Source organism: Pseudomonas sp. FG36, from assembly GCF_057809275.1.
Map to the genome: position 1 here is coordinate 51,498 of NZ_JBMDJQ010000014.1, position 22,875 is coordinate 74,372.

The 22,875-nt window shown below is 61.9% G+C and carries 21 protein-coding genes; 20 read left to right on the forward strand and 1 reads right to left on the reverse strand.

The features are described 5' to 3' along the window. Window positions 1–4: 4 nt before the first annotated feature. Window positions 5–832, forward strand: coding sequence for a protein-glutamate O-methyltransferase CheR (gene cheR / locus ACODS9_RS13175; RefSeq protein WP_489094016.1), 828 nt, complete (start codon window positions 5–7; stop codon window positions 830–832). A 75-nt stretch (window positions 833–907) separates the two neighbouring features. Here the strand turns inward: cheR and ACODS9_RS13180 are convergent, their stop codons facing one another. Then, window positions 908–3,490, reverse strand: coding sequence for an autotransporter family protein (locus tag ACODS9_RS13180; protein WP_401106120.1), 2,583 nt, complete (start codon window positions 3,488–3,490; stop codon window positions 908–910). 355 nt (window positions 3,491–3,845) lie between these two features. Between ACODS9_RS13180 and flgB the strand changes: the two genes are divergently transcribed. From flgB to fleQ, 19 genes are all read left to right on the forward strand, one after another. Further along, window positions 3,846–4,253 carry a flagellar basal body rod protein FlgB gene (gene flgB, locus ACODS9_RS13185; RefSeq protein ID WP_330102340.1) on the forward strand — a complete coding sequence of 136 codons (408 nt, stop codon included), beginning with the start codon at window positions 3,846–3,848 and terminating at the stop codon, window positions 4,251–4,253. A gap of 2 nt (window positions 4,254–4,255) precedes the next feature. Continuing rightward, window positions 4,256–4,699: a flagellar basal body rod protein FlgC gene (gene flgC / locus ACODS9_RS13190; protein WP_023629792.1), complete on the forward strand. Its 444-nt coding sequence runs from the start codon at window positions 4,256–4,258 to the stop codon at window positions 4,697–4,699. 10 nt (window positions 4,700–4,709) lie between these two features. Continuing rightward, complete coding sequence (gene flgD / locus ACODS9_RS13195; RefSeq protein WP_489094017.1) at window positions 4,710–5,408, forward strand: flagellar hook assembly protein FlgD; 699 nt, start codon at window positions 4,710–4,712, stop codon at window positions 5,406–5,408. Window positions 5,409–5,438: 30 nt separating this feature from the next. Then, entirely contained in the window at window positions 5,439–6,761 is a 1,323-nt protein-coding gene (gene flgE / locus ACODS9_RS13200; protein WP_367858251.1) for a flagellar hook protein FlgE, read from the forward strand. Between the two features lie 69 nt (window positions 6,762–6,830). Then, window positions 6,831–7,025 (forward strand): hypothetical protein, encoded by a 195-nt coding sequence (locus ACODS9_RS13205; RefSeq protein WP_401106116.1) that lies wholly within the window; start codon window positions 6,831–6,833, stop codon window positions 7,023–7,025. Between the two features lie 160 nt (window positions 7,026–7,185). Next, window positions 7,186–7,926: a flagellar basal body rod protein FlgF gene (locus ACODS9_RS13210; protein WP_023629796.1), complete on the forward strand. Its 741-nt coding sequence runs from the start codon at window positions 7,186–7,188 to the stop codon at window positions 7,924–7,926. Window positions 7,927–7,974: 48 nt separating this feature from the next. Beyond that, on the forward strand, window positions 7,975–8,760 hold the full coding sequence (gene flgG / locus ACODS9_RS13215) for a flagellar basal-body rod protein FlgG (RefSeq protein WP_038706564.1): 786 nt from the start codon (window positions 7,975–7,977) through the stop codon (window positions 8,758–8,760). Between the two features lie 79 nt (window positions 8,761–8,839). Continuing rightward, the gene (flgH, locus tag ACODS9_RS13220; protein ID WP_110702406.1) at window positions 8,840–9,535 is read left to right on the forward strand and encodes a flagellar basal body L-ring protein FlgH; all 696 of its coding nucleotides are present in this window, start codon (window positions 8,840–8,842) and stop codon (window positions 9,533–9,535) included. 12 nt (window positions 9,536–9,547) lie between these two features. Continuing rightward, a complete protein-coding gene (locus tag ACODS9_RS13225) occupies window positions 9,548–10,657 on the forward strand; it encodes a flagellar basal body P-ring protein FlgI (RefSeq protein ID WP_104445339.1) in 1,110 nt (369 codons plus the stop codon). Between the two features lie 11 nt (window positions 10,658–10,668). Further along, window positions 10,669–11,856, forward strand: a complete 1,188-nt coding sequence (flgJ, locus tag ACODS9_RS13230; RefSeq protein WP_401106113.1) for a flagellar assembly peptidoglycan hydrolase FlgJ — start codon at window positions 10,669–10,671, stop codon at window positions 11,854–11,856. A 10-nt stretch (window positions 11,857–11,866) separates the two neighbouring features. Continuing rightward, the gene (gene flgK / locus ACODS9_RS13235; RefSeq protein WP_367858254.1) at window positions 11,867–13,906 is read left to right on the forward strand and encodes a flagellar hook-associated protein FlgK; all 2,040 of its coding nucleotides are present in this window, start codon (window positions 11,867–11,869) and stop codon (window positions 13,904–13,906) included. 12 nt (window positions 13,907–13,918) lie between these two features. After that, window positions 13,919–15,481 (forward strand): flagellar hook-associated protein 3, encoded by a 1,563-nt coding sequence (locus ACODS9_RS13240; protein WP_489094018.1) that lies wholly within the window; start codon window positions 13,919–13,921, stop codon window positions 15,479–15,481. Window positions 15,482–15,764: 283 nt separating this feature from the next. Next, window positions 15,765–16,694: a ketoacyl-ACP synthase III gene (locus ACODS9_RS13245; protein ID WP_489094019.1), complete on the forward strand. Its 930-nt coding sequence runs from the start codon at window positions 15,765–15,767 to the stop codon at window positions 16,692–16,694. 300 nt (window positions 16,695–16,994) lie between these two features. Continuing rightward, window positions 16,995–18,413: a flagellin N-terminal helical domain-containing protein gene (locus ACODS9_RS13250; RefSeq protein ID WP_489094020.1), complete on the forward strand. Its 1,419-nt coding sequence runs from the start codon at window positions 16,995–16,997 to the stop codon at window positions 18,411–18,413. Window positions 18,414–18,488: 75 nt separating this feature from the next. Beyond that, complete coding sequence (locus ACODS9_RS13255; RefSeq protein WP_489094021.1) at window positions 18,489–18,839, forward strand: flagellar protein FlaG; 351 nt, start codon at window positions 18,489–18,491, stop codon at window positions 18,837–18,839. Between the two features lie 83 nt (window positions 18,840–18,922). Beyond that, on the forward strand, window positions 18,923–20,311 hold the full coding sequence (fliD, locus tag ACODS9_RS13260; protein ID WP_489094022.1) for a flagellar filament capping protein FliD: 1,389 nt from the start codon (window positions 18,923–18,925) through the stop codon (window positions 20,309–20,311). 128 nt (window positions 20,312–20,439) lie between these two features. Next, window positions 20,440–20,841: a flagellar export chaperone FliS gene (fliS, locus tag ACODS9_RS13265; protein ID WP_427594923.1), complete on the forward strand. Its 402-nt coding sequence runs from the start codon at window positions 20,440–20,442 to the stop codon at window positions 20,839–20,841. Window positions 20,842–20,861: 20 nt separating this feature from the next. Continuing rightward, the gene (gene fliT / locus ACODS9_RS13270) at window positions 20,862–21,158 is read left to right on the forward strand and encodes a flagellar protein FliT (protein WP_023629492.1); all 297 of its coding nucleotides are present in this window, start codon (window positions 20,862–20,864) and stop codon (window positions 21,156–21,158) included. Window positions 21,159–21,324: 166 nt separating this feature from the next. Continuing rightward, on the forward strand, window positions 21,325–22,800 hold the full coding sequence (gene fleQ, locus ACODS9_RS13275; RefSeq protein ID WP_401106107.1) for a transcriptional regulator FleQ: 1,476 nt from the start codon (window positions 21,325–21,327) through the stop codon (window positions 22,798–22,800). Window positions 22,801–22,875 lie beyond the last annotated feature (75 nt).

Here is a 22,875-nt window from a genome sequence, read left to right on the forward strand (position 1 = left end):
AGCATTGTCTACGGGTAATTTGGATTTCGAACAGTTCCGGGTCTTCCTGGAGAAAGCCTGTGGCATCCTGCTGGGCGAGAATAAGCAGTACCTGGTCTCCAGCCGTCTCAACAAGCTGATGGAGCAACAGGGCATCAAGTCGCTGGGCGAGCTGGTGCAACGCATCCAGACCCAGCCACGCGGTGGCTTGCGTGAGCAGGTGGTCGATGCCATGACCACCAACGAGACGCTGTGGTTCCGCGATACCTATCCATTCGAGGTGCTCAAGAACAAGGTGATTCCGGAGTTCATCAAGAACAACCCGGGCCAGCGCCTGCGCATCTGGTCGGCGGCCTGTTCCTCCGGGCAGGAACCGTACTCGCTGTCGATGGCCATCGACGAGTTCGAGCGGACCAACCTTGGCCAGTTGAAGATGGGCGCGCAGATCGTCGCCACTGACCTGTCGGGCGCCATGCTCAACAACTGCAAGACCGGTGAGTACGACAGCCTGGCCATCGCCCGCGGCTTGTCGCAGGAGCGCCTGCAGCGCTACTTCGACATCAAGGGGCCGGGGCGCTGGGCGATCAAGGCGCCGATCCGCAGCCGCGTCGAGTTCCGTTCCTACAACCTGCTCGACAGCTATGCGCCGCTGGGCAAGTTCGACATCGTGTTCTGCCGCAACGTGCTGATCTACTTCTCGGCTCAGGTCAAGAAGGACATCCTCATGCGCATTCACGGCACGCTCAAGCCCGGTGGCTACCTGTTCCTTGGCGCGTCCGAGGCGCTCAACGGGCTGCCGGACCACTACCAGATGGTTCAGTGCAGCCCGGGGATCATCTACCAGGCCAAGTAAGGCCAAGTCAAAAAGGCCGGTATCCTGCGATACCGGCCTTTTCGTTTTTGCTGCGGGCTTGCCTGGGATGGCGCGTCAGAACGCGTAGCGCAACCTTGCCGAGAACACGTCGGCATCGAAGCCCGATTTGCCCACGTAGTCATAGCTGACGCCGACGCTCACCGCCCCCAGCTTGTAGTCCGCACCCAGGCCGGCCTCGTAGCTGTTGCGCGACACGCTGGCGCCGTGGCTCACGAAGGGTGCGCTGCCAAGCACGAAGGTCGCGGTGTTCTGCACAGGGTCGGCGGCAAAGTCGTGATACGCCATCACCTTCAGCTGCGGCTCCAGGGTGCCTGCGCCGAGCGGCAGTTGGCTGGCCACGCGCACGCCGGCGCCCAGTTCGATGGCCTCGTAGCGTTGTGCCTCGACCTTGAGTGCGGCAGACGAGCCTTTCTCGTTGAAGCTGTCGATGTCGACGCGGCTGTAGCGCGCCGCCAGGCGCGGCTCGACCAGCAGTCGCGGATTCAGCTGCCAGCTGTAGCCACCCACCAGGTTCAGGCCCAGCAGGTTGCTGTCGTAGTCCGACTTGGCCCGGGTGCCGGCGATCTCACGCTTGCCTTCGTTGTCGTTGAAGCTGTAGGTCAGGCTGGCGTCGACGAAGTAGTTTTCCAGGGTGTAGCTGCCATACAGCGAGAAGGCATGGCTCTGTACCTGGGTCTTGTTGCCGTGCTTGCCGTTGATGTCGCTGTCGATGAAGCTGTAGGCCGTGCCGAACGTGAACTGGTCGTCAAGCCGGGCATCGGCGCCGACCGCCATGCCGCGGCTGTAGGCGTTGTAGCCGGCAATGCCATCGCGCTGCTGCTGGCTGGCATCGCTGTACAGCGACTGCATCCACACGCCGGAGGCGCTGCGTGCTTCGCTGGCGTGAGGGGCGCGCAGGCTGCTGGAGCGGCTGGCGATGGCGTTGCCGATCAGTCGCTGGCTGGCCATGGCGGCTTGGCGGGCGCCGTCGCTGACGTCCGGCGCCAGTTGTTCGGCGAGCCTGGCCAGTCGTGCTTCGTCAGCGCCGGCGGCGGCGAGGAACAGCGGATCATGCTTGCCCAGGCGTGCCAGCAAGCCGGCCTCGGCCAAGTTGCCCAGGGCTTGTCGCGCGTTGCCGTCGCCCCCTTGCCCGGTCACGATCTGTTCGAGGCGTTCGGTGGGCTGAGTGCTGACGATCGCGTAGACCTTGTTGTCCTCGAGGGTGCTGCTCGTGACGTTGAGCATCGCCGAGGTGCTGACAACCTTGGGTGTGCCGCTGGCGTCGAGCACATTCACCCGACCGGCTTCGAGCAGCAGGTAGCGCGTGCCGCCTGCCTGGAAATCATCGCCTTCCGGGGTCAGGGCGATCCTGGCGTTCTGGCCGAACTCGGTGATGCCGCTGACCTTGACGATGGCCTCGTTGGGGGTGGTCATCTCGGAGAGCAGCATACCCAGCGCCGAGTTGTCGGCCACGCGCAGGTTGCCGTCGATGCGGGTGTGGTCGGAGTCGAAGTGAAGCGTGACGGGAGGATCGCCGGCGCTGCCGACATCGAGCCAGCCGTCGTTCACCAGGCGGATATCGGTGCTACCGCGGTTGATGACGGTGGTGCCGTAGGTGCTGTCGCCCTCGACTTCGATGTTGGCGATTCCGGTGAGGGTGCCGTAGATCTCGCTGCCTTCGCGCAGGATCAGCTCGACCGGGTGACTGCTCGCGCTGGCATCGATGGCGACGTCGGCCCAGAGGCTGCCGCTGTTGAAGATGTTCACGTCGCCATTGGCCTTCTGCCAAGGCTGCATGCCTGGGCCATCGAGGGCGACGTTGCCGATTCTGATGGCAGTGCCACTGGTCGTGATCCGGCCGGTGTTGATGACGTGCCGTCCGAGCGTGTCGGTCAGGGTCGCGCCATCGAGCACGATGCCCTCGGTGCCGGCAAAGATCTCGCCGTGGTTCTCGACGCCGGCAAGCACGGCGTTGATCGTTCGGCTGTCGGGGCTGGACGTGGCCAGGATGCCGATAGCGTTGCTGCTGGTCGCGCGGATGAGGCCGCGGTTGATGACCTTGCCCTCCAGGTTGGCGCCGGCCACGTTGATGGCGCGCGCTTCAGGCGAGGAAGCCTCGATGAGCGCCCCCTCGGCATTGAGTACATCGCCCCTGACTAGCGTGGTGCCGGTGTTGGGGGAGGCCAGGTCAATACCGTAGTTCTGCACGCCGCTGACAGCGAAGACGCCGGTGGTGGACTTGAGCTGGCCCAGGTTGCGCAGGTCGCCATCAAGGGTGCTGGCCCGCAGGCGCAGGGCAGCACCACCACTGCTGGTGGTCTTGACGTTGCCGAGTTGGAACAGTTCGCCGCTCAGGTTGCTGCTGGCGATGTGGATGCCATCACTATCCTGTGTCGTGGCGATGGCCGTCTGGTCGTTGTCGTTGTCGTTGATGGTGCTGTTGAAGGTGAGGTCACCCATGATACGGGTGTCGAACAGATGGATGGCGCTCTTGTCCTGGCCGGTGAAGCTGCCGGCAAACGCCAGGTCGTCGTTGATGACCTGGTGTTCGCTGCGAAACCCGCTGTCGTTCAGGGTGACGGTCTGAGCCAGGGAAGGCAGGGGCGCGGCGCTGATGGCCAGGGTGAGGAGGGTTTTGCGGAAGGTTGGCAAAGCCACGGCTTCTATCCTTGGAAAACAGTAAAAAGTCGTCGCGCATCCATGCGTGGGTAGAAACCATTGGCTTTCGAGAAGGGTGGCTTCGTGCCACAGCGCTGCGCGGGGCGCGAATCCTACCGCGAATGATGGCTAATGGGCATGGTTGTTTGACGTCAATTTTTTGTTTTGCCGCTTTTGCCGCCTGGCAATTGCCGCTTGTTGCGTGCGAAGCGGAAGCACTTTGCCGCTTTTCTGGCATGCCCATCATGTGCTGAGCCCATTGGACCCCTGTTTATCGGGGTTGTGGTGGTTGGCACAACCCTTGCTAAAGCCTAAGCCAACGAAACTCTGGTCAACCTCTGAAGGTTTCCCCGATATGAGCATCAGCTTCGACAAGGCGCTCGGCATCCACGAAAAGGCATTGGGCTTCCGCGCCCAGCGTGCCGAGGTGCTGGCCAACAACATCGCCAACGCCGACACGCCGAACTACAAGGCGCGCGACATGGATTTCTCGTCGGTGCTCGCCGCCGAGGCCGACAAGCAGCAGAACGGGCGCATCGCCCTGGACCGTACCAACAATCGCCACATCGAGGCTGAAGGCCTGGCGATGATGGACGACACGCTGCAGTACCGCACCCCGATGCAACCGTCGATCGACCAGAACACCGTGGACGCGCAGATCGAGCAATCGAACTACACCGAAAACGCCGTTGGCTTCCAGGCCAGCTTCACCCTGCTCAACAGCAAATTCAAAGGGCTGGTATCGGCCCTGCGCGGAGAGTGACCATGTCCCTTGCCAGTGTCTTCAACATCGCCGGTAGCGGCATGAGCGCGCAGAACACGCGCCTGAACACCGTTGCCTCGAACATCGCCAACGCCGAGACCGTCTCGTCGAGCATCGACCAGACCTACCGTGCCCGTCATCCGGTGTTCGCCACCACCTTCCAGCAGGCCCAGGGTGGCGCTGGCCAGTCGCTGTTCGAGGACCAGGGCGAAGCGGGGCAGGGCGTACAGGTTAAGGGCATCATCGAGGACCAGAGCAACCTCGAGGCGCGCTACGAGCCGAACCACCCGGCGGCGAACAAGGACGGCTACGTCTACTACCCGAACGTCAACGTGGTCGAGGAGATGGCTGACATGATCTCCGCCAGCCGCGCGTTCCAGACCAACGCCGAACTGATGAACACCGCCAAGAACATGATGCAGAAAGTGCTGACCCTGGGTCAGTAAGCGAGCCTAAATGACTACCACCAATACCGATAACAAGGTCGGCAGCGGCTATCTGGAGTCGCTGCAGAAGCCTACCACCAAGAACAATGCCAGCACCGGCCAGGCCGGCAGCGCATTGGGCAAGGATGCGTTCCTGAAGTTGCTGGTTACGCAGATGAAGAACCAGAACCCGCTCGATCCCCAGGACAACGGCGAGTTCGTCGCGCAGCTGGCGCAGTTCAGCAGCCTCGAAGGCATCCAGTCGCTGAAGGAGTCGGTCGACGGCATCCTTACCGGCATCGGTTCGTCCCAGGCATTGCAGGCTACCTCGCTGGTCGGCCGTTCGGTGATCGTGGCGAGCGACAAGGCGGTGGTCGACACCACCAAGAGCTTCAATGGCCAGGTCGTGGTGCCGTCGAACATCACCGAAGGCAAGGTCACCATCAAGGACAAGGACGGCAACGTGGTCAAGACCATCGAGCTGGGCGCGCAGAAGGCCGGCACCGCTGACTTCATCTGGGATGGCAAAAACGAAAAGGGCGAGGCGGTCGATCCGGGTACCTACACCTTCAGTGCCGAGACCAAGGTCGACGGCAAGGCCAAGACGCTGGCCACGTTGCTGCCGGCCAAGGTCAACAGTGTCAGCTTCCAGAACGGCAGCGAGATGATGCTCGACCTGGCCGGCATCGGCAAAGTCGGCATCTCCAAAGTAACCACTATCGGAATTTAACGCCGCAGAATCGGCACAAGGAGCGAGTACATGTCTTTCAATATCGGCCTTAGCGGTCTCTATGCGGCGAACAAGGCACTGAACGTTACCGGCAACAACATTGCCAACGTTGCCACCAGCGGTTTCAAGGCGTCGCGCGCCGAGTTCGGCGACCAGTATTCGCAGTCCATCCGCGGCACCGCCGGCGGCAAGACCCAGGTGGGCAGCGGTGTGAAGACCATGGCGGTCTCGCAGATGTTCAACCCGGGCAACATCAACGGCACCGGCCAGGCGCTGGACATGGCCATTGACGGCAACGGCTTCTTCGCCCTGAACGACAACGGTTCGCGTATCTACACCCGCTCCGGTGCCTTCTACAGCGACAAGGAAGGATATGTCGTCAACGCCAACGGCGCCAACCTGCAAGGCTATCCGGTGGATGAGAACGGCAAGGTCATCCAGGGCTCGCTGACCAACCTGAAGATCGATACCTCGAACCTGTCGCCGAAGCCGACCGGTCGTATCTCTGAAACCGTCAATCTGAACTCCAGTGACGCCGCGCCTTCGGTTGCGCCGTTCGACCCGACCAATGTCAAAAGCTACAACTACACCTTCAACACCCCGGTCTATGACAGCCAGGGTAACGAACACCAGATGAACCAGTACTTCGTCAAGGATGCCGGCACCAACTCCTGGACCATGTACACCACCATCGATGGTCGCAACCCTGCCAACCCGGCGCTGACCACGCCGCTGGCGAACAAGCTGCCGTTCACCTCGGGCGGCAAGCTCGACACCGCGGCCATGACTGCCGGTGCGGTCACCGGTGGCCTGACCATCGCCGCGGACAAGACCTTCCAGCTGACCGGCTGGGTGCCTGCCGAGAAAAACGCGGCGGGTACCTGGGTCGGCAATGGCGCCACCGCGCGTACCGGTGGTGTGACCCTGGATATGCTGGCCACCACTCAGTACAACGCAGCTTCGGCCACCACCGCCAAGGACCAGGATGGTTATGCCACCGGTGAGCTGGCCGGCCTGACCGTGGATCAGAGCGGCAACATGTTTGCCAACTTCACCAACGGCCAGAACAAGGTCATCGGTCAGGTGGTGGTCGCCAACTTCGCCAACCTGCAGGGTCTGACCCCGGTCGGCGCCACTGCCTGGAAAGAGTCCTACGCTTCGGGCGTGCCGATCATCGGCGAGCCGGACACCGGCACCCTGGGCCGTATCGCCGGCAGCTCCCTGGAAGACTCCAACGTCGACCTGACCGGTGAGCTGGTCAACCTGATCAAGGCGCAGAGCAACTACCAGGCCAACGCCAAGACCATTTCCACCGAAAGCACCATCATGCAGACCATCATTCAGATGACCTGATGATCGTGGCGTGAAAAAGCCCCTGCCCGCAGGGGCTTTTTCACATCTGGCAGTGCGGAGAGTGATGTCATGAAGAAGTTGTCGGTGTTCGTGGTCGTGACCGGTACGTTGCTGGTGGCGCTGTCGCTGGGGGCCGCGCCGGCGCCCTGGTATCAGTGGCAAAGCCTGGCGACCGGGCGCTACATGTGCTCGGCCAACGATCCGGGTGAGGGCTGGAAGCGTCATTCTGGCCCCTACCGTAACGGCGCCTGTCGTGACGACTGACGTGGGTTTGCCGCCTGCGGCAAGTATTCGCCGATAAACTGACGCCAACCGCCGTAGGATGCCCTGAAAGCCCCGTGTTGCGGGGCTTTGTAATGTTGGTTCGATAATTGCTTTGCCCTTGCCAACGACAGCGCGGCAAGGTTCGCGTAGAGGAGATGCTGTGGACAAGATGCTTTATGTGGCCATGACCGGTGCCAGCCAGAACGCGCTGGCGCAAAAGGCCCATGCCAACAACCTGGCGAACGTTTCCACCAATGGCTTCCAGCGCGACCTGGAGCAGGCCCGTTCGATGCCGGTGTTTGGCGACAGCTTTCCGGCACGTGCCTTTGCCATGACCGAGCGTCCGGCTACCGACTTCAGTGAAGGTGCGCTGGTCGAGACCGGTCGCGAACTGGACGTGGCGGTTGCCGGCAAGGGCTTCATCGCCGTGCAGGCGCCCGATGGCAGCGAAGCCTATGTGCGCACTGGCAGCCTGAACATTGACGCCCTGGGCGTGCTGCGTGCCGGCAACGGCATGCCTGTCATCGGCAATGGTGGCCCGATCGCGATTCCGCCCGAGCAGAAGGTCGAGGTCGGCGACGATGGCACCATCAGCATCCGCGCCATGGGCGAGGATCCGCGAGTGATGGCCGAGGTCGACCGGATCAAGCTGGTCAATCCGGATATCAAGGGTATGACCAAGGGGCTGGATGGCATGATCCACACCGCCAGCGGCCAGCCAGCCGACGCCGACGTCAACGTCCGCCTGGTCTCGGGCTTCCTGGAATCGAGCAACGTCAACGCCGTCGAGGAAATGACCTCGGTGCTGGCGCTGTCGCGTCAGTTCGAACTGCACATCAAGATGATGAACGCGGCCAAGGAAGGCGATGAAGCCATGGCTCGGGTTTTGCAAATCGGCTAACTACATTTGAACGGGTGCCGTAAAACAGGCGCACGAGGAGAACACTAAATGCTTCCGGCTCTTTGGGTCGCTAAAACCGGCCTGTCCGCCCAGGACACCAACCTCGCGGTCATCTCCAACAACCTGGCCAACGTCTCGACCACCGGCTTCAAGCGTGATCGCGCCGAGTTCCAGGATCTTTTGTACCAGATCAAACGCCAGCCTGGTGCGCAATCGACCCAGGACAGCGAGCTGCCTTCGGGCCTGCAGGTCGGTACCGGTGTGCGCATCGTCGGCACCCAGAAGAGCTTCACCGCCGGCAGCCTGCAGACTACCGAGAACCCGCTGGACATGGCGGTCGACGGTCGCGGTTTCTTCCAGATCCTGCAACCTGACGGCACCGTTTCGTACACCCGTGACGGTACCTTCCACCTGAACTCCGACGGCCAGATCGTCACCGCCAACGGCTTCGCCCTGGAGCCGGCCATCGTCGTGCCGCCAGATGCGCAGACCTTCACTGTCGGCCGGGACGGCACCGTCTCGATCACTACCGCCGGCAACCCGGCCGCGCAGGTCATCGGCAATATCCAAACCGCCGACTTCATCAACCCGGCCGGCCTGCAGGCCATCGGCGGCAACCTGTTCCTTGAGACCGCCGCCAGCGGCGCGCCGCAAATTGGCACGCCGGGCCTGAACGGCTTTGGCACCACCCAGCAACAGACCCTGGAAGCCTCCAACGTCAGCACCGTCGAAGAGCTGGTGAACATGATCACCACCCAGCGCGCCTACGAGATGAACTCCAAGGTCATCTCCGCCGCCGACAAGATGCTGTCGTTCGTCACCCAGCAGCTGTAAGCCGTGGCGGCCCGCCGGGTGCGGGCCGCTGACCATCCGCTCGCTGTTGCAGCGCCTGTTTTGCCTAGAGGTAAGAGTCATGAAACGTCTGTTGTCCGTGTTCGCCCTGGGGGGGGCGGTATCGTTGGCCGGTTGCGTCGCGCCGCCGCCCAAGCCCAACGATCCGTACTATGCGCCGGTCCTGCCGCGCACCCCGTTGCCGGCGGCGGCCAACAACGGTTCGATCTACCAGGCCGGTTTCGAGCAGGGCCTGTACACCGACCGCAAGGCGTTCCGGGTTGGCGACATCATCACCATCACCCTCAACGAGCGTACCTCGGCGAGCAAGAATGCTGGCTCGCAGATCCAGAAGAACAGCAAGGCCAACCTCGGCCTGACTTCGCTGTTCGGTACCGTGCCCAACACCAACAATCCGCTGGGCAGCGGCGACCTTACCCTCGAGGCCGGTTACAGCGGTGACCGCTCCACCAAGGGTGACAGCAAGGCGACCCAGGGCAACACCCTGACCGGTTCGATCACTGTCACCGTGGCCGAAGTGCTGCCCAACGGCATCATCGCGGTGCGTGGCGAGAAGTGGATGACCCTGAATACCGGCGAGGAGCTGGTACGCATCGCCGGCCTGGTGCGGGCCGACGATATCGCCACCGACAACACCGTGCCGTCCACCCGTGTGGCCGACGCGCGCATCACCTATTCGGGCACCGGCTCGTTCGCCGATGCCAGCCAGCCTGGTTGGCTGGACCGTTTCTTCATCAGCCCGCTCTGGCCTTTCTGAGTACGGATGACCATGTTCAACGCTAGGCGGTTGATTGCCGCGACTCTGCTTCTGTCCTGTGCCTTCGGTGCCCACGCCGAGCGCCTGAAGGATATCGCCAGCATTTCCGGCGTGCGTGCCAACCAGCTGATCGGCTACGGTCTGGTGGTGGGCCTGAACGGTACCGGTGACCAGACCACCCAGACTCCGTTCACCCTGCAGACCTTCAACAACATGTTGTCGCAGTTCGGTATCAAGGTGCCGCCAGGTTCGGGCAACGTGCAGTTGAAGAACGTTGCCGCGGTGTCGGTGCATGCCGACCTGCCGGCCTTCGCCAAGCCTGGCCAGGTGGTCGACATCACCGTGTCGTCGATCGGCAACTCCAAGAGCCTGCGCGGCGGCAGCCTGTTGATGACGCCGCTCAAGGGTATCGACGGCAACGTCTACGCCATCGCCCAGGGCAACCTGGTGGTCGGTGGTTTCGACGCCGAAGGTCGTGATGGCTCGAAGATCACCGTCAACGTCCCGTCCGCCGGGCGCATTCCAGGTGGCGCTTCGGTCGAGCGGGCGGTGCCGAGTGGTTTCAACCAGGGCAACAGCCTCACCCTGAACCTCAATCGCCCGGACTTCACCACTGCCAAGCGCATTGTCGACAAGGTCAACGAACTGCTGGGGCCAGGCGTGGCGCAGGCGATTGATGGCGGCTCGGTGCGGGTTACCGCGCCGATGGACCCGAGCCAGCGCGTGGATTACCTGTCCATTCTCGAGAACCTCGAGATCGACCCGGGCCAGGCCGTGGCCAAAGTCATCATCAACTCGCGCACCGGCACCATCGTTATCGGCCAGAACGTCAAGGTCTCGCCGGCAGCGGTGACCCACGGCAGCCTGACCGTGACCATCACCGAAGACCCGATCGTCAGCCAGCCGGGCCCGTTCTCCAATGGCCAGACCGCCGTGGTGCCGCGCTCGCGGGTCAACGCCGAGCAGGAAGCCAAGCCGATGTTCAAGTTCGGCCCGGGTACCACGCTGGATGAAATCGTTCGCGCGGTGAACCAGGTGGGTGCGGCGCCGAGCGACCTGATGGCGATCCTTGAAGCCCTGAAGCAGGCCGGCGCGTTGCAGGCCGACCTGATCGTGATCTGAGGACGCCGGGGATGAATACGAAAAGCCTGATTTCCGGTAGCGCCGACAGTGGTGCCTTTACCGACCTCAATCGCCTGAGCTCGCTCAAGCATGGCGATCGCGACAGTGAGGGCAATATCCGCAAGGTCGCCCAGGAATTCGAATCGCTGTTTGTCAGCGAAATGCTCAAGGCATCGCGCAAGGCCACCGATGTGATGGCCGACGAAGACAGCCCGATGAACAGCGACACGGTCAAGCAGTACCGTGACATGTACGACCAGCAGATGGCGGTGAGCATGTCCCGCCAGGGTGGTGGTATCGGTCTGCAGGATGTGTTGGTGCGCCAGTTGAGCAAGAACAAGGGTAGCGTCAACACCAGTCCGTTCCCACGAACCGACGTTGCTGCCCCGGCGTTGTGGGGCAGCCGCATGGTCAACCCGGCGCGCGTCGAACAGTCTGTGACCGGGCGCAATGATGTGGCGGCGCTGAACTCGCGTCGCCTGGCGCTGCCGAGCAAGCTGACCGACCGTTTGCTGGCCGGTATCGTGCCGCCCGCCGCCGTTGCTGGCGCAAATGGCAATGACACGGCGCTTAATGCCCCTTCGCTCGCCGGCGTTGCCCGGGGCGACTGGCAGCCGGCACAGACATTCGCTGCGCCGCGTGAGGGCATGCGTATTCTCGGCCGGGCCGTGGCTCAGCCGCCGCTGGCGCCGAACAAGGCGTTCAGCAACGGTGATGCCTTCGTCGCCACAATGCTGCCGATGGCCGAGCAGGCGGCCAAGCGCATCGGCATCGATCCGCGTTACCTGGTGGCCCAGGCGGCGCTGGAAACCGGTTGGGGTAAGTCGGTCATGCGCAACCCCGACGGCAGCAGCAGCCACAACCTGTTCGGCATCAAGGCTACCGGCAACTGGCAGGGTGGCGAGGCGCGGGCGATCACCAGCGAGTTCCGTGGCGGTCAGTTCGTCAAGGAGACGGCGGCCTTCCGTTCGTACGACTCCTACCAAGACAGCTTCCACGACCTGGTCAGCCTGTTGCAGAACAACAACCGCTATAAAGATGCCGTCGGTGCCGCCGATAACCCGGAACAGTTTGCAAGAGAGCTGCAGAAGGCAGGCTATGCGACCGATCCGGACTACGCCCGCAAGATCATCAGCATTGCCCGGCAGCTGCGGCCAACCCAGGAATACGCCATGGCCGGCACTAACACGAATCTATAAGGATTGAAGCATGTCTCTGATCTCGATCGGGCTTTCCGGCCTGAATGCCAGCCAGACCGCGCTGTCCATCACCGGTAACAACATCGCCAACGCGGCGGTCTCCGGCTATTCGCGGCAGCAGGTCATCCAGGGCACCGGCGCCTCGCACAATATCGGCGTCGGCTTCGTCGGTACCGGCACTACGTTGCAGGATGTGCGCCGCATCTACAACGCCTACCTGGACAATCAACTGCAGACCGCTACCTCGCTCAACACCGACGCGGCGGCGTTCCAGGATCAGATCACGGGTATCGACAAACTGCTGGCCGAGAGCAGCACGGGCATCAGCTCGGTGCTGACCGCTTTCTTCTCGGCGCTGCAGACCGCTTCGGCCAAGCCTAGTGACGTCGCCTCGCGCCAACTGCTGCTGACCCAGGCGCAAACCCTGAGCAACCGCTTCAACGCCATCTCCAGCGAGATGAACAAGCAGAACGACAGCATCAACAGCCAGCTGGACACGCTGTCGGGCCAGGTCAACAAGCTGACCTCGAGCATCGCCGACCTCAACAAGCAGATCACTCAGCTGTCGGCGTCCGGCGCTTCGCCGAACAACCTGCTGGATGCGCGCAGCGAAGCGGTCCGCCAGCTCAATGAGCTGGTCGGCGTCACCGTGCAGCAGCGCGACGGCAACTACGACGTGTACCTGGGCAATGGCCAGTCGCTGGTTACCGGCAACCGCGCCAACACCCTGAGCGCGGTGCCGAGCGCCACGGACAACAGCCAGTACAGCCTGCAGATCAACTACCCGACCTTCTCCTCCGACGTCACCTCGGTGGTCACCGGCGGGCAGATGGGTGGCCTGCTGCGCTATCGCCAGGACGTGCTCAATCCGTCGATGAATGAGCTGGGCCGCGTGGCCCTGGTGGTGGCGGACAGCATCAACAGCCAGTTGGGGCAGGGCCTGGATGCCAACGGGCAGTTCGGCAGCGCGCTGTTCTCCAGCATCAACAGCGCCATGGCGGTCAGCCAGCGCAGCCTGGCGGCTGCTGGCAACAGCGCCGGCTCCGGCAATCTGGATGTGACCATCGCCAACAGTGGCGCGCTCACCACCTACGATTACGAAGTCAAGTTCACCGGCCCCAATCAGTACAGCGTGCGCCGCTCCGACGGCACCGACATGGGCAACTTCGACCTGACCACCACGCCGCCGCCGGTGATCGACGGCTTCACCCTCAAACTCCAGGGGGGCGCTCTGGCGGCTGGCGACAGCTTCAAGGTCAGCCCGACCCGCACGGCGGCGGGTTCGATCAATACCGTGCTCACCGATGCCAACAAGCTGGCGTTCGCTGGCCCGATCAATGGCATCGTCGGCAGCGGCAATAAAGGTTCCGGCACCATCACCCCGCCGAATCTCGGTGCCAACCTGAACATCTACGGTGGCGCCGACACTGCGCTGATCCAGGATTCGATCAAGCACTCGATGCCGGTGCGCATGGTGTTCCAGGCGGCCAGTGGTGGTACGCAGGCTTATGAACTGTTCGATGCCAAAGGCAACTCCATCGGCACCGGCACCATCGTGCCCGGCCAGGACAACAAGCTGACCATCAACGTGCCAATGCGTGATGCCGCCGGTGCGCCAATCCTCGATGGTAGCGGCAATCCGCGTAAATTCAGTGTCGAGACCTCGGTGGGCGGCAGTCCGGCCGCCAATGACAGCTTCAGCTTCGGCTTCAATGCCGACGGCAAGTCCGACAACCGCAACGCCCAGGCGCTGCTGGGCCTGCAGACCAAATCCACGGTCGGCATGAACTCCGGCGGCGGTACCAGCTTTACATCCTCCTATGCCTCGCTGGTCGAGCGCGTCGGCGCCAAGGCCAATCAGGCCAAAATCGATACCGTTGCGACCACGGCCGTGCTCAATGCGGCCAAGGATAGCCGCAACGGGGTTTCCGGTGTCAACCTGGACGATGAGGCGGCCAACCTGATCAAGTTCCAGCATTACTACACCGCTTCGTCGCAGATCATCAAGGCGGCGCAGGAAACCTTCAGCATTCTGATCAACGCCCTTTAAGGAGTAGCCATCGTGCGTATTTCCACCGCTCAGTTCTATGAGTCGAGCGCCAGTAGCTACACCAAGAACTTCGCTGACCTGATGAAGAGCAAGACGCAGATCGACACCGGTGTGCGCATCCAGACCGCTGCCGATGATCCAGTCGGCGCCGCGCGTCTGTTGCTGTTGCAACAGCAGCAAGCGCTGCTCAAGCAGTACGACGGCAACATGACCACGGTGAACAACTCGCTGCTGCAGGAAGAGAGCGTGTTGTCCACCATCAACGATGCCATGCAGCGTGCCAGCGAGCTGGCCATCCGCGCCGGTGGCGCCGGGGTCAGCGATGCCGATCGCGTGTCCATCAGCAGCGAGCTGAAAGAGATCGAGGCCAATATCTTCGGCCTGCTCAATTCGCGCGATGCCAACGGCGACTACATGTTTGGTGGCACCAAGACTTCGTCGCCACCCTATGTGCGCAATGCCGATGGCAGCTACAGCTACCAGGGCGACCAGACCCAGCTGAGCCTGCAGGTGTCCGACACCCTGAGCCTGGCGACCAACGACACCGGTTTCAGCATCTTCGATTCGGCCAAGAACAAGAGCCGTACCGAGTCCACCCTGGTGGCGCCGGCGGTCGATGATGGCAAGGTTGCGCTGTCGCCGGGGCTGATGACCTCGAACAACACGTTCAACAGCAGCTTTACCGCTGGCCAGCCGTACAAGATCACCTTCACCAGCGCCACCCAGTACACGGTGACCGATGCCCTGGGCAACGACATCACCGCCGAAACAGCGACCAATGGCACTTTCGACAGCAAGACCGAGGGCAGTAACCGCATCGCCTTGCGTGGCGTCGAATTCGAAGTCACTGCATCGCTGAAAGAAGGCGATGATGCCAATGCTGTCTTCGCCGGTCGTGAGTTCAGTGTGCAGGCCCGTCCCGATTCGCTGACCACCGTGCGTGGCGCCGGCAACCCGTCGAGCGCGCAGGTGACTGGCAGCGCCGTGACCGACCAGGCTGCCTACAGCAGCACCTTCCCGAGCAATGGCGCGGTGATCAAGTTCACCGGGGCGAACACCTACGAGTTCTATGCCCAGCCATTGACCGCAGACAGCAAGCCGGTGGCCAGCGGTACCTTCACCGCGCCGGCGTTGACGGTGGCAGGGGTGACCTACCAGGTATCCGGTGCGCCGCAGGCGGGTGACCAGTTCGCCATCAATGCCAACAACCACCAGAACCAGAGCGTGCTGGAAACCCTCAGCCAGCTGCGTTCCGCGCTGGATGCGCCGCCTGGCAATGACGGCAACAACAACGCGATCAAGAACGCCGTTGCCTCGGCGGTCGCCAACCTCGCCAGTGCTCGCGAGCAGGTGGATATCACCCGTGGCTCCATTGGTGCGCGAGGCAATTCGATCGATATCCAGCGTCAGGAAAACACCAGCCTGACCACGGCCAACAAGATCACCCAGGACGCCATCGGCAACACCGACATGGCCGAAGCGTCGATCATGCTGACCCTGCAGCAGGCCATGCTCGAAGCTTCGCAGCTGGCCTTCTCGCGTATCTCGCAGCTGAGTCTGTTCAACAAGCTCTGATTGCGCTCTACCAAAAAGCCCCGGCCAGCGCTTCGCTGCCGGGGCTTTTTCGTGTCTGGCCGCCTGCTTTGAAAGGTGTCTGGCGAGAATTGACTGTGACTAATGAGTCAAATCGTGCATCTTCCCTGTATTCTATGCGGCAGCTGCTGCAGCATTTTGTTACCGGTGCGCAGAAGGGCAGGCCAGATGTCGGCCTGGCCAAGGCCTGTTGCCCTCGTCCCGGTAGTTGGCGCCCTCAATCCATCGAGTGGCGGTCTTTGGCTGTTTTCATTGGGAAGCCAGAATGATTGGCATCAAAAGCATCGCGAGTTACGTGCCCACCGCTGGCCTGGACAACTACGTCCAGGGTGCGAAGTTCGGCAAGGACGAAGAGTTCATGTTCGGCAAGATCGGCGCCTCCTTCCTGCCGCGCAAGGCCGAGGAGCAGGAGACCTCCGACCTGTGCGTGGAGGCGGCCCGTGCGTTGTTCGCCAACAACCCGGAGCTGGATCCGCAGTCGATCGATGTGTTGATCGTGGTCACCCAGAACGGTGACGAAGAAGGGCTGCCGCACACGGCGGCGATCGTGCAGAACAAATTGGGCCTGTCGACCCGCGTGGCGGCCTTTGACGTGTCGCTGGGCTGCTCCGGCTATGTCTACGGCCTGTACGCCATCAAGGGCTTCATGCAGGCGGCCGGGCTGAAGAACGGCTTGCTGATCACCGCCGATCCGTATTCGAAGATCGTCGATCCGGAAGACCGCAATACCACCATGCTGTTCGGTGATGCCGCCACCGCCACCTGGATGGGTGAAGATGCCGTATGGCAGTTGGGCGAGGCGCGTTTCGGTACCGATGGCTCGGGTGCCGAGCACCTGAAGGTCAGCGATGGCACTTTCTTCATGAACGGTCGCCAGGTATTCAACTTCGCGCTGGTCAAGGTGCCGGCGCACCTGCATGAATTGCTGGCGGCCAGCAACCTGCAGTCCGCGGATATCGATGCGTTCTGCATCCACCAGGGCAGCGCGGCGATCGTCGATGCCGTGGCGCGACGCTTCGAGGAGCAGCATCCGGAGAAGTTCGTCAAGGATATGCTCGAGACCGGCAATACCGTGTCGTCCAGCGTGCCGTTGCTGCTGCAGAAGCATATGTTCGACAGCAGCTGGCAGCGTGTGGCCATCAGTGGTTTCGGTGTTGGACTGTCGTGGGGTTCGGCGATTCTCTATCGCGACTGAGTCGATGTGGTATCAAAAAAACGCCTGGCGTACCCCGTCAGGCGTTTTTTTTATGCTCGGAAGGTGGGATGGTTACTGTGGGGGTGAGTCGCGTTGGGCTGCACGGCAGGCCATGATCGTCCGCCGCCAAATCGATAAACCCCTGATTTCATAGGGGTGGCGGGGTGATGGCATTTTTTTTTCGAAAATGCCCTCAAGCAACCCACGCAGACGACGATAACCATTACGAAGGTTCTCTAGGCCATACCCGGCGGATGCCAGGGCCGGAAGCCGCAGTACCCATCCAACGAGGATTTCGTCATGGCTTTAACTGTAAACACCAACATTGCTTCGGTTACTACTCAGGTTAACCTGAACAAGGCCAGCACCGCCCAGACCACTTCGATGCAGCGCCTGTCTTCCGGCCTGCGCATCAACAGCGCCAAAGACGACGCTGCCGGCCTGCAGATCGCCAACCGTCTGACCAGCCAGATCAACGGCCTGGGCCAGGCAGTCAAGAACGCCAACGACGGTATCTCGATCGCCCAGACCGCCGAAGGCGCGATGCAGGCTTCGACCGACATCCTGCAAAAAATGCGTACCCTGGCTCTGTCCTCGGCCACTGGCTCCCTGAGCGCCGACGACCGTAAGTCGAACAACGACGAATACCAGGCTCTGACCGCCGAACTGAACCGTATCTCCACCACCACCACCTTTGGTGGCCAGAAGCTGCTGGACGGTTCCTACGGCACCAAGGCCATCCAGGTCGGCGCCAACGCCAACGAAACCATCAACCTGACCCTGGAAAACGTTGCTGCCAGCAACATCGGTTCCCAGCAGATCAAGAGCCTGGGCGTTGCCCCAAGCACCACTGGTGTTGCCGGCGGCGCCATCGCCATTACTGGTAACGGCCAGACCGCTTCCGTCACTGTTGCCGCTGGCGCTTCCGCCAAGACCATCGCCAGCCAGCTGAACGGTTCCATTGGTGGCCTGAGCGCTACCGCCAGCACCGAAGCTCAGTTCGTTGTCGGCGCCGGTGCTGCTACCGCTCCTGCTACCTTCGACATGACCGTTGGCGGCCAGACCACCAAGTTCGTCGGCGTCAAAGACACCGCCAACCTGGCTGACCAGCTGAAGTCGAACGCTGCCAAACTGGGCATCAGCGTCAACTACGACGAAGCCAAAGGCACCCTGTCGGTCAAGTCCGACACCGGCGAGAACATCTCGTTCGCCAACTCCACCGCTGCCGGTACCATCACTGTTGCAACCAAGGACGGCTCGGGCACCTACGGTGCTGGCGTCGCTCTGGCTGACGGCCTGATCGCCACTGGCGCTGTGAACCTGGACTCGGCCAAGGGCTACGCTCTGAGCGGCGCTGGTGTTACCGGCCTGTTCGACGCCGGTACCGACGCTTCGTCGGTCAAGACCACCATCGCCAACACCGACGTCACCGACGCCACCAAGGCCCAGAACGCCCTGGCCGTCATCGACAAGGCCATCGGTTCGATCGACAGCGTCCGTTCGGGCCTGGGTGCTACCCAGAACCGTCTGACCACCACCGTCGACAACCTGCAGAACATCCAGAAGAACTCCACCGCTGCCCGTTCCACCGTGCAGGACGTTGACTTCGCTTCGGAAACTGCAGAGCTGACCAAGCAGCAGACCCTGCAGCAGGCTTCGACTGCGATCCTGTCGCAGGCTAACCAGCTGCCTTCCTCGGTCCTGAAACTGCTTCAGTAATTCAGGCGCCTGAGTAAGAGGTGGAAGGGCGCGTTTACGTGCCCTTTCGCTTTTTTGACATGAGGAGTTCGAAGCATGGACATGAGTGTCAAGCTGAACCAGGTGTATCCTCCGGTGCTGCCTCAGGCAGTGGCGGCTGCCAAGGATCCGCTGGTGCCTGCCAAGGTGCCGGAAACCGTGGCTGCCGATGACAAGCCGCACACCCGCGAAGACCTGGAGAAGGCGGTTGGCGATATCCGTGATTTCGTCCAATCGAGCCAGCGCAAGCTGGATTTTTCAATCGATGATTCCACCGGCCGGGTAGTGGTCAAGGTGATCGCCACCGAATCCGGTGATGTGATCCGCCAACTCCCGTCGGAAACCGCGCTGAAGCTGGCACAAAGCCTCAGCGAAGCCGGCAGCCTGTTGTTTGATGACAAGGTGTAGGCTGGCATGATTTTTGTTGCTGTCGGTCATTTGAGGCGTGTAGTCGTCAAGGACCCGGCAGCTACCGAATAAGGAGAGCAATGATGGCAGGTTCAACTATCAGCGGTATCGGATCGGGCATCGATACCCAGGCGATTGTGAAGTCCCTGGTGGACGCGCAGAAGGCGCCGAAGCAGGCACAGATCAATACCCAGACACTGAAGGCAACCACCACATTGTCCTCGATCGGCAAGATCCAGGCGGCCCTGGATGCCTTCCGTGGTGCTCTGACCAGCATGACCAACGACAACAGCTTCGGTGGTCTGGCGCTGAAGTCTTCCGACGAGAAAGTCGCCACCATCACCGCAGGTGCGGGTGCGGCCACTGGCTCGTTCAACCTGGTGGTGGAGCAGTTGGCGTCTGCGTCCAAAGTGTCCACCAAGGTGTACGCCGGTGGCGCTAATAGCGTGGTCAATCCCGGTAGCACGGCAACCAAGCTGACCATTACCCAGAATGGCAAGAACCACGACGTGAGTATCCCGCCGGGCGCTACGTTGCAGCAGGTGCGTGAAGCGATCAACAGCCAGTTCGGGACTGCGGGTCTGAGTGCCAACGTACTGACCGACGCCTCGGGTTCGCGCCTGGTGATCACCTCCAACAAGATGGGGGTGGGTTCTGATATCACTCTGTCGGGGAATTCGGGCATCGACACCGGGTACACGGTCGTGGATCCGCCCCAGAATGCCAAGTACAAGCTCGATGGCATCTCCATGGAGTCCAAGAGCAACGATATCAGCGACGCGGTGAGCGGCCTGAATATCAAGCTGGTGGGTGTTTCGCCCAAGGACAAAGATGGCAAAGAGTTCCTCAATACCACGCTGTCGCTGACCACCAGCTCCAGCGCGTTGAAGTCGGGTCTGAAAGGTTTCATCGACACCTACAACGCGCTGATCAAGGCGGTCAACGCCGAGACCAAAGTGACGAAGAATGCCGACGGCACCATGACTGCCGCCGCGCTCACGGGTGATGCGTCCATGCGCGCATTGATGTCTTCGATCCGTGAAGAAATGAACGCGCTTTCCGGCAACGGCACGATGAAGTCGCTTGCCGCCTTTGGTGTAACGTCGTCCCAGGATGGCGGTACGCTCAGCCTCGACGACAAGAAGTGGGACAAGGCGGCGGCTACCAACGCCGGTGACCTGACCAGCATCTTCAATGGCAAGGATGGCCTGCTGGCGCGTCTGCAGAAGGCCACCGAGCCCTATGCCAAGGCCAGCACCGGCACCCTGGCCGAGCGCTCCAAGGCCCTGTCCGAAAGCCTGACCAAGCTCAAGACCGAGCAGGACACGCTGGACACGCGTATGGAAGCCCTGCGCATCAGCCTGCAGGACAAGTACAACAGCATGGATACCCTGGTCTCCCAGTTGCGCCAGCAGCAGCAGAACGTGCTGGGCACGCTCAATGCGCTGAACAACGCCAAGAACGACAAATAATCCGTGAACGTCGCGTGAAGTCCGGGCATGATGCCCGGCTTCATGTCATCGGGTGGTAAAGTTTTTCGCCGCCAGCCCGATACAGGGACTATCGAACCTACCGTTTTTGCCCGTCACGAGGTCGCAAGATGAATCCCATGAGAGCCCTTCGGCAGTACCAGAAGGTCAATTCCCATGCCCAGATTTCCGAAGCTACGCCCCATCGCCTGGTGCAGATGCTGATGGAGGGTGGGCTCGATCGCATGGCCCAGGCCAAAGGTGCGCTGGCCCGTGGCGACGTCGCTGAAAAAGGCCTGATGCTCGGCAAGGCCATCGACATCATCATCGGGCTTAACGACGGCCTCGACGCGCAGAAGAGCGAAGACCCTGCCTACATCGAGCAGTTGTCCAGCCTCTACGCCTACATGACCAACCGCCTGATGCAGGCCAACATCGACAACGACCCGGCGATCATCGACGAGGTCGCGCAGTTGCTGATCACCGTCAAGACCGGTTGGGATGCAATTGCCGATGCGCAGCAGCCCGCCTGAGGCGGGGAGGGGAGAGCAAGGTGAATAGCGAGCTGCAACGATTCGACGACACCCGTGATGCCCTGCTCGAAGCCTTGGGCGCGCGCGACTGGGAAGCCATCGGCAGGCTCGACGAAACCTGCCGCGCCTGCATCGATGACATGCTCAGTGCCCCGGCATTGGACGAGGCGCTGATCCGGGAGCGGTTGGAAGGGTTGCTGCAGGTCTATGGCGAGCTGGTCAGCGTCACTACCGGTGAGCGCCAGGCCATCGCCGATGAAATGACCCAGATCAACCAAGCAAAGAATGCGTCGAAGGTTTACCATTTATTCAGTTAAGATGCACCGAACTGAGTAAGAGGCGCCATAAATTTGACTGCTTCGGTCTTTTTGACTTTACTAGTGGCTGTTTTCGAAATTCAGACGTCCGAACACTGACCATTCAGTCGGAATGATGTCGTGCACGCCCTTCGGGCGCCGATATGACTAGGGAAGTTGCTATTGCATGTGGCGTGAAACCAAGATTCTCCTGATCGATGACGACAGCGAACGCCGCCGCGATCTGGCGGTGGTCCTGAATTTTCTCGGCGAAGAAAACCTTTCTTGCTCCAGCCAGGACTGGCAGCAGGTGGTCGAGGGTTTGTCTTCCAGCCGTGAAGTGCTGTGTGTCCTCATCGGCACAGTAAATGCCCCGGCAAGTGTGCTGGGGCTCCTTAAGACAGTGGCTGGGTGGGATGAGTTCCTTCCGGTGCTGCTGTTGGGCGAAATTTCTTCCGCGGAGTTCCCCGAGGACTTGCGTCGTCGCGTGCTCTCCAACCTGGAGATGCCACCGAGCTACAGCCAGTTGCTCGACTCCCTGCACCGTGCCCAGGTCTACCGCGAAATGTACGACCAGGCCCGCGAGCGCGGTCGCCAGCGCGAGCCCAACCTGTTCCGCAGCCTGGTGGGCACCAGCCGTGCCATCCAGCACGTGCGGCAGATGATGCAGCAGGTGGCCGACACCGACGCCAGCGTCCTGATCCTCGGCGAGTCCGGCACCGGCAAGGAGGTGGTGGCGCGTAACCTGCACTACCACTCCAAGCGTCGCGAAGCGCCGTTCGTGCCGGTCAACTGCGGGGCGATCCCGGCGGAGCTGCTGGAGAGCGAGCTGTTCGGTCACGAGAAGGGCGCTTTCACCGGGGCTATCACCAGCCGTGCCGGGCGTTTCGAACTGGCCAACGGCGGTACCCTGTTCCTCGACGAGATCGGCGACATGCCGTTGCCGATGCAGGTCAAGCTGCTGCGCGTGCTGCAGGAGCGCACCTTCGAGCGCGTCGGCAGCAACAAGACCCAGAGCATCGATGTGCGCATCATCGCCGCGACGCACAAGAACCTGGAGACCATGATCGAGGACGGGACCTTCCGTGAGGACCTGTACTACCGCCTCAACGTCTTCCCTATCGAGATGGCGCCACTGCGCGAGCGGGTGGAAGACATCCCGCTGCTGATGAACGAGCTGATCTCGCGCATGGAGCACGAGAAACGCGGCTCGATACGCTTCAACTCCGCCTCGATCATGTCGCTGTGCCGTCATGGCTGGCCGGGCAACGTCCGCGAACTGGCCAACCTGGTGGAGCGCATGGCGATCATGCACCCCTACGGGGTGATTGGCGTCGCGGAGTTGCCGAAGAAGTTCCGTTATGTGGATGACGAGGACGAGCAGCTGGTCGACAGCCTGCGCAGCGATCTCGAGGAGCGTGTGGCTATCAACGGGCATGCGCCGAGTTTCGCCAGCCACGCCATGCTGCCGCCTGAAGGCCTGGATCTGAAGGACTACCTCGGCAGCCTCGAGCAAGGGCTGATCCAGCAGGCGCTGGACGATGCCAACGGCATCGTCGCCCGGGCTGCCGAGCGCCTGCGCATCCGCCGTACCACGCTGGTGGAGAAGATGCGCAAGTACGGCATGAGTCGCCAGGGCGGCGAGGAACAGGCGGACGACTGATTTCGCCCGGCAAGTCGAAATGGCCGGAGTGGGTAATCGCTCCGGCCATTGAGTTCGATCAACTAACCCACCTGC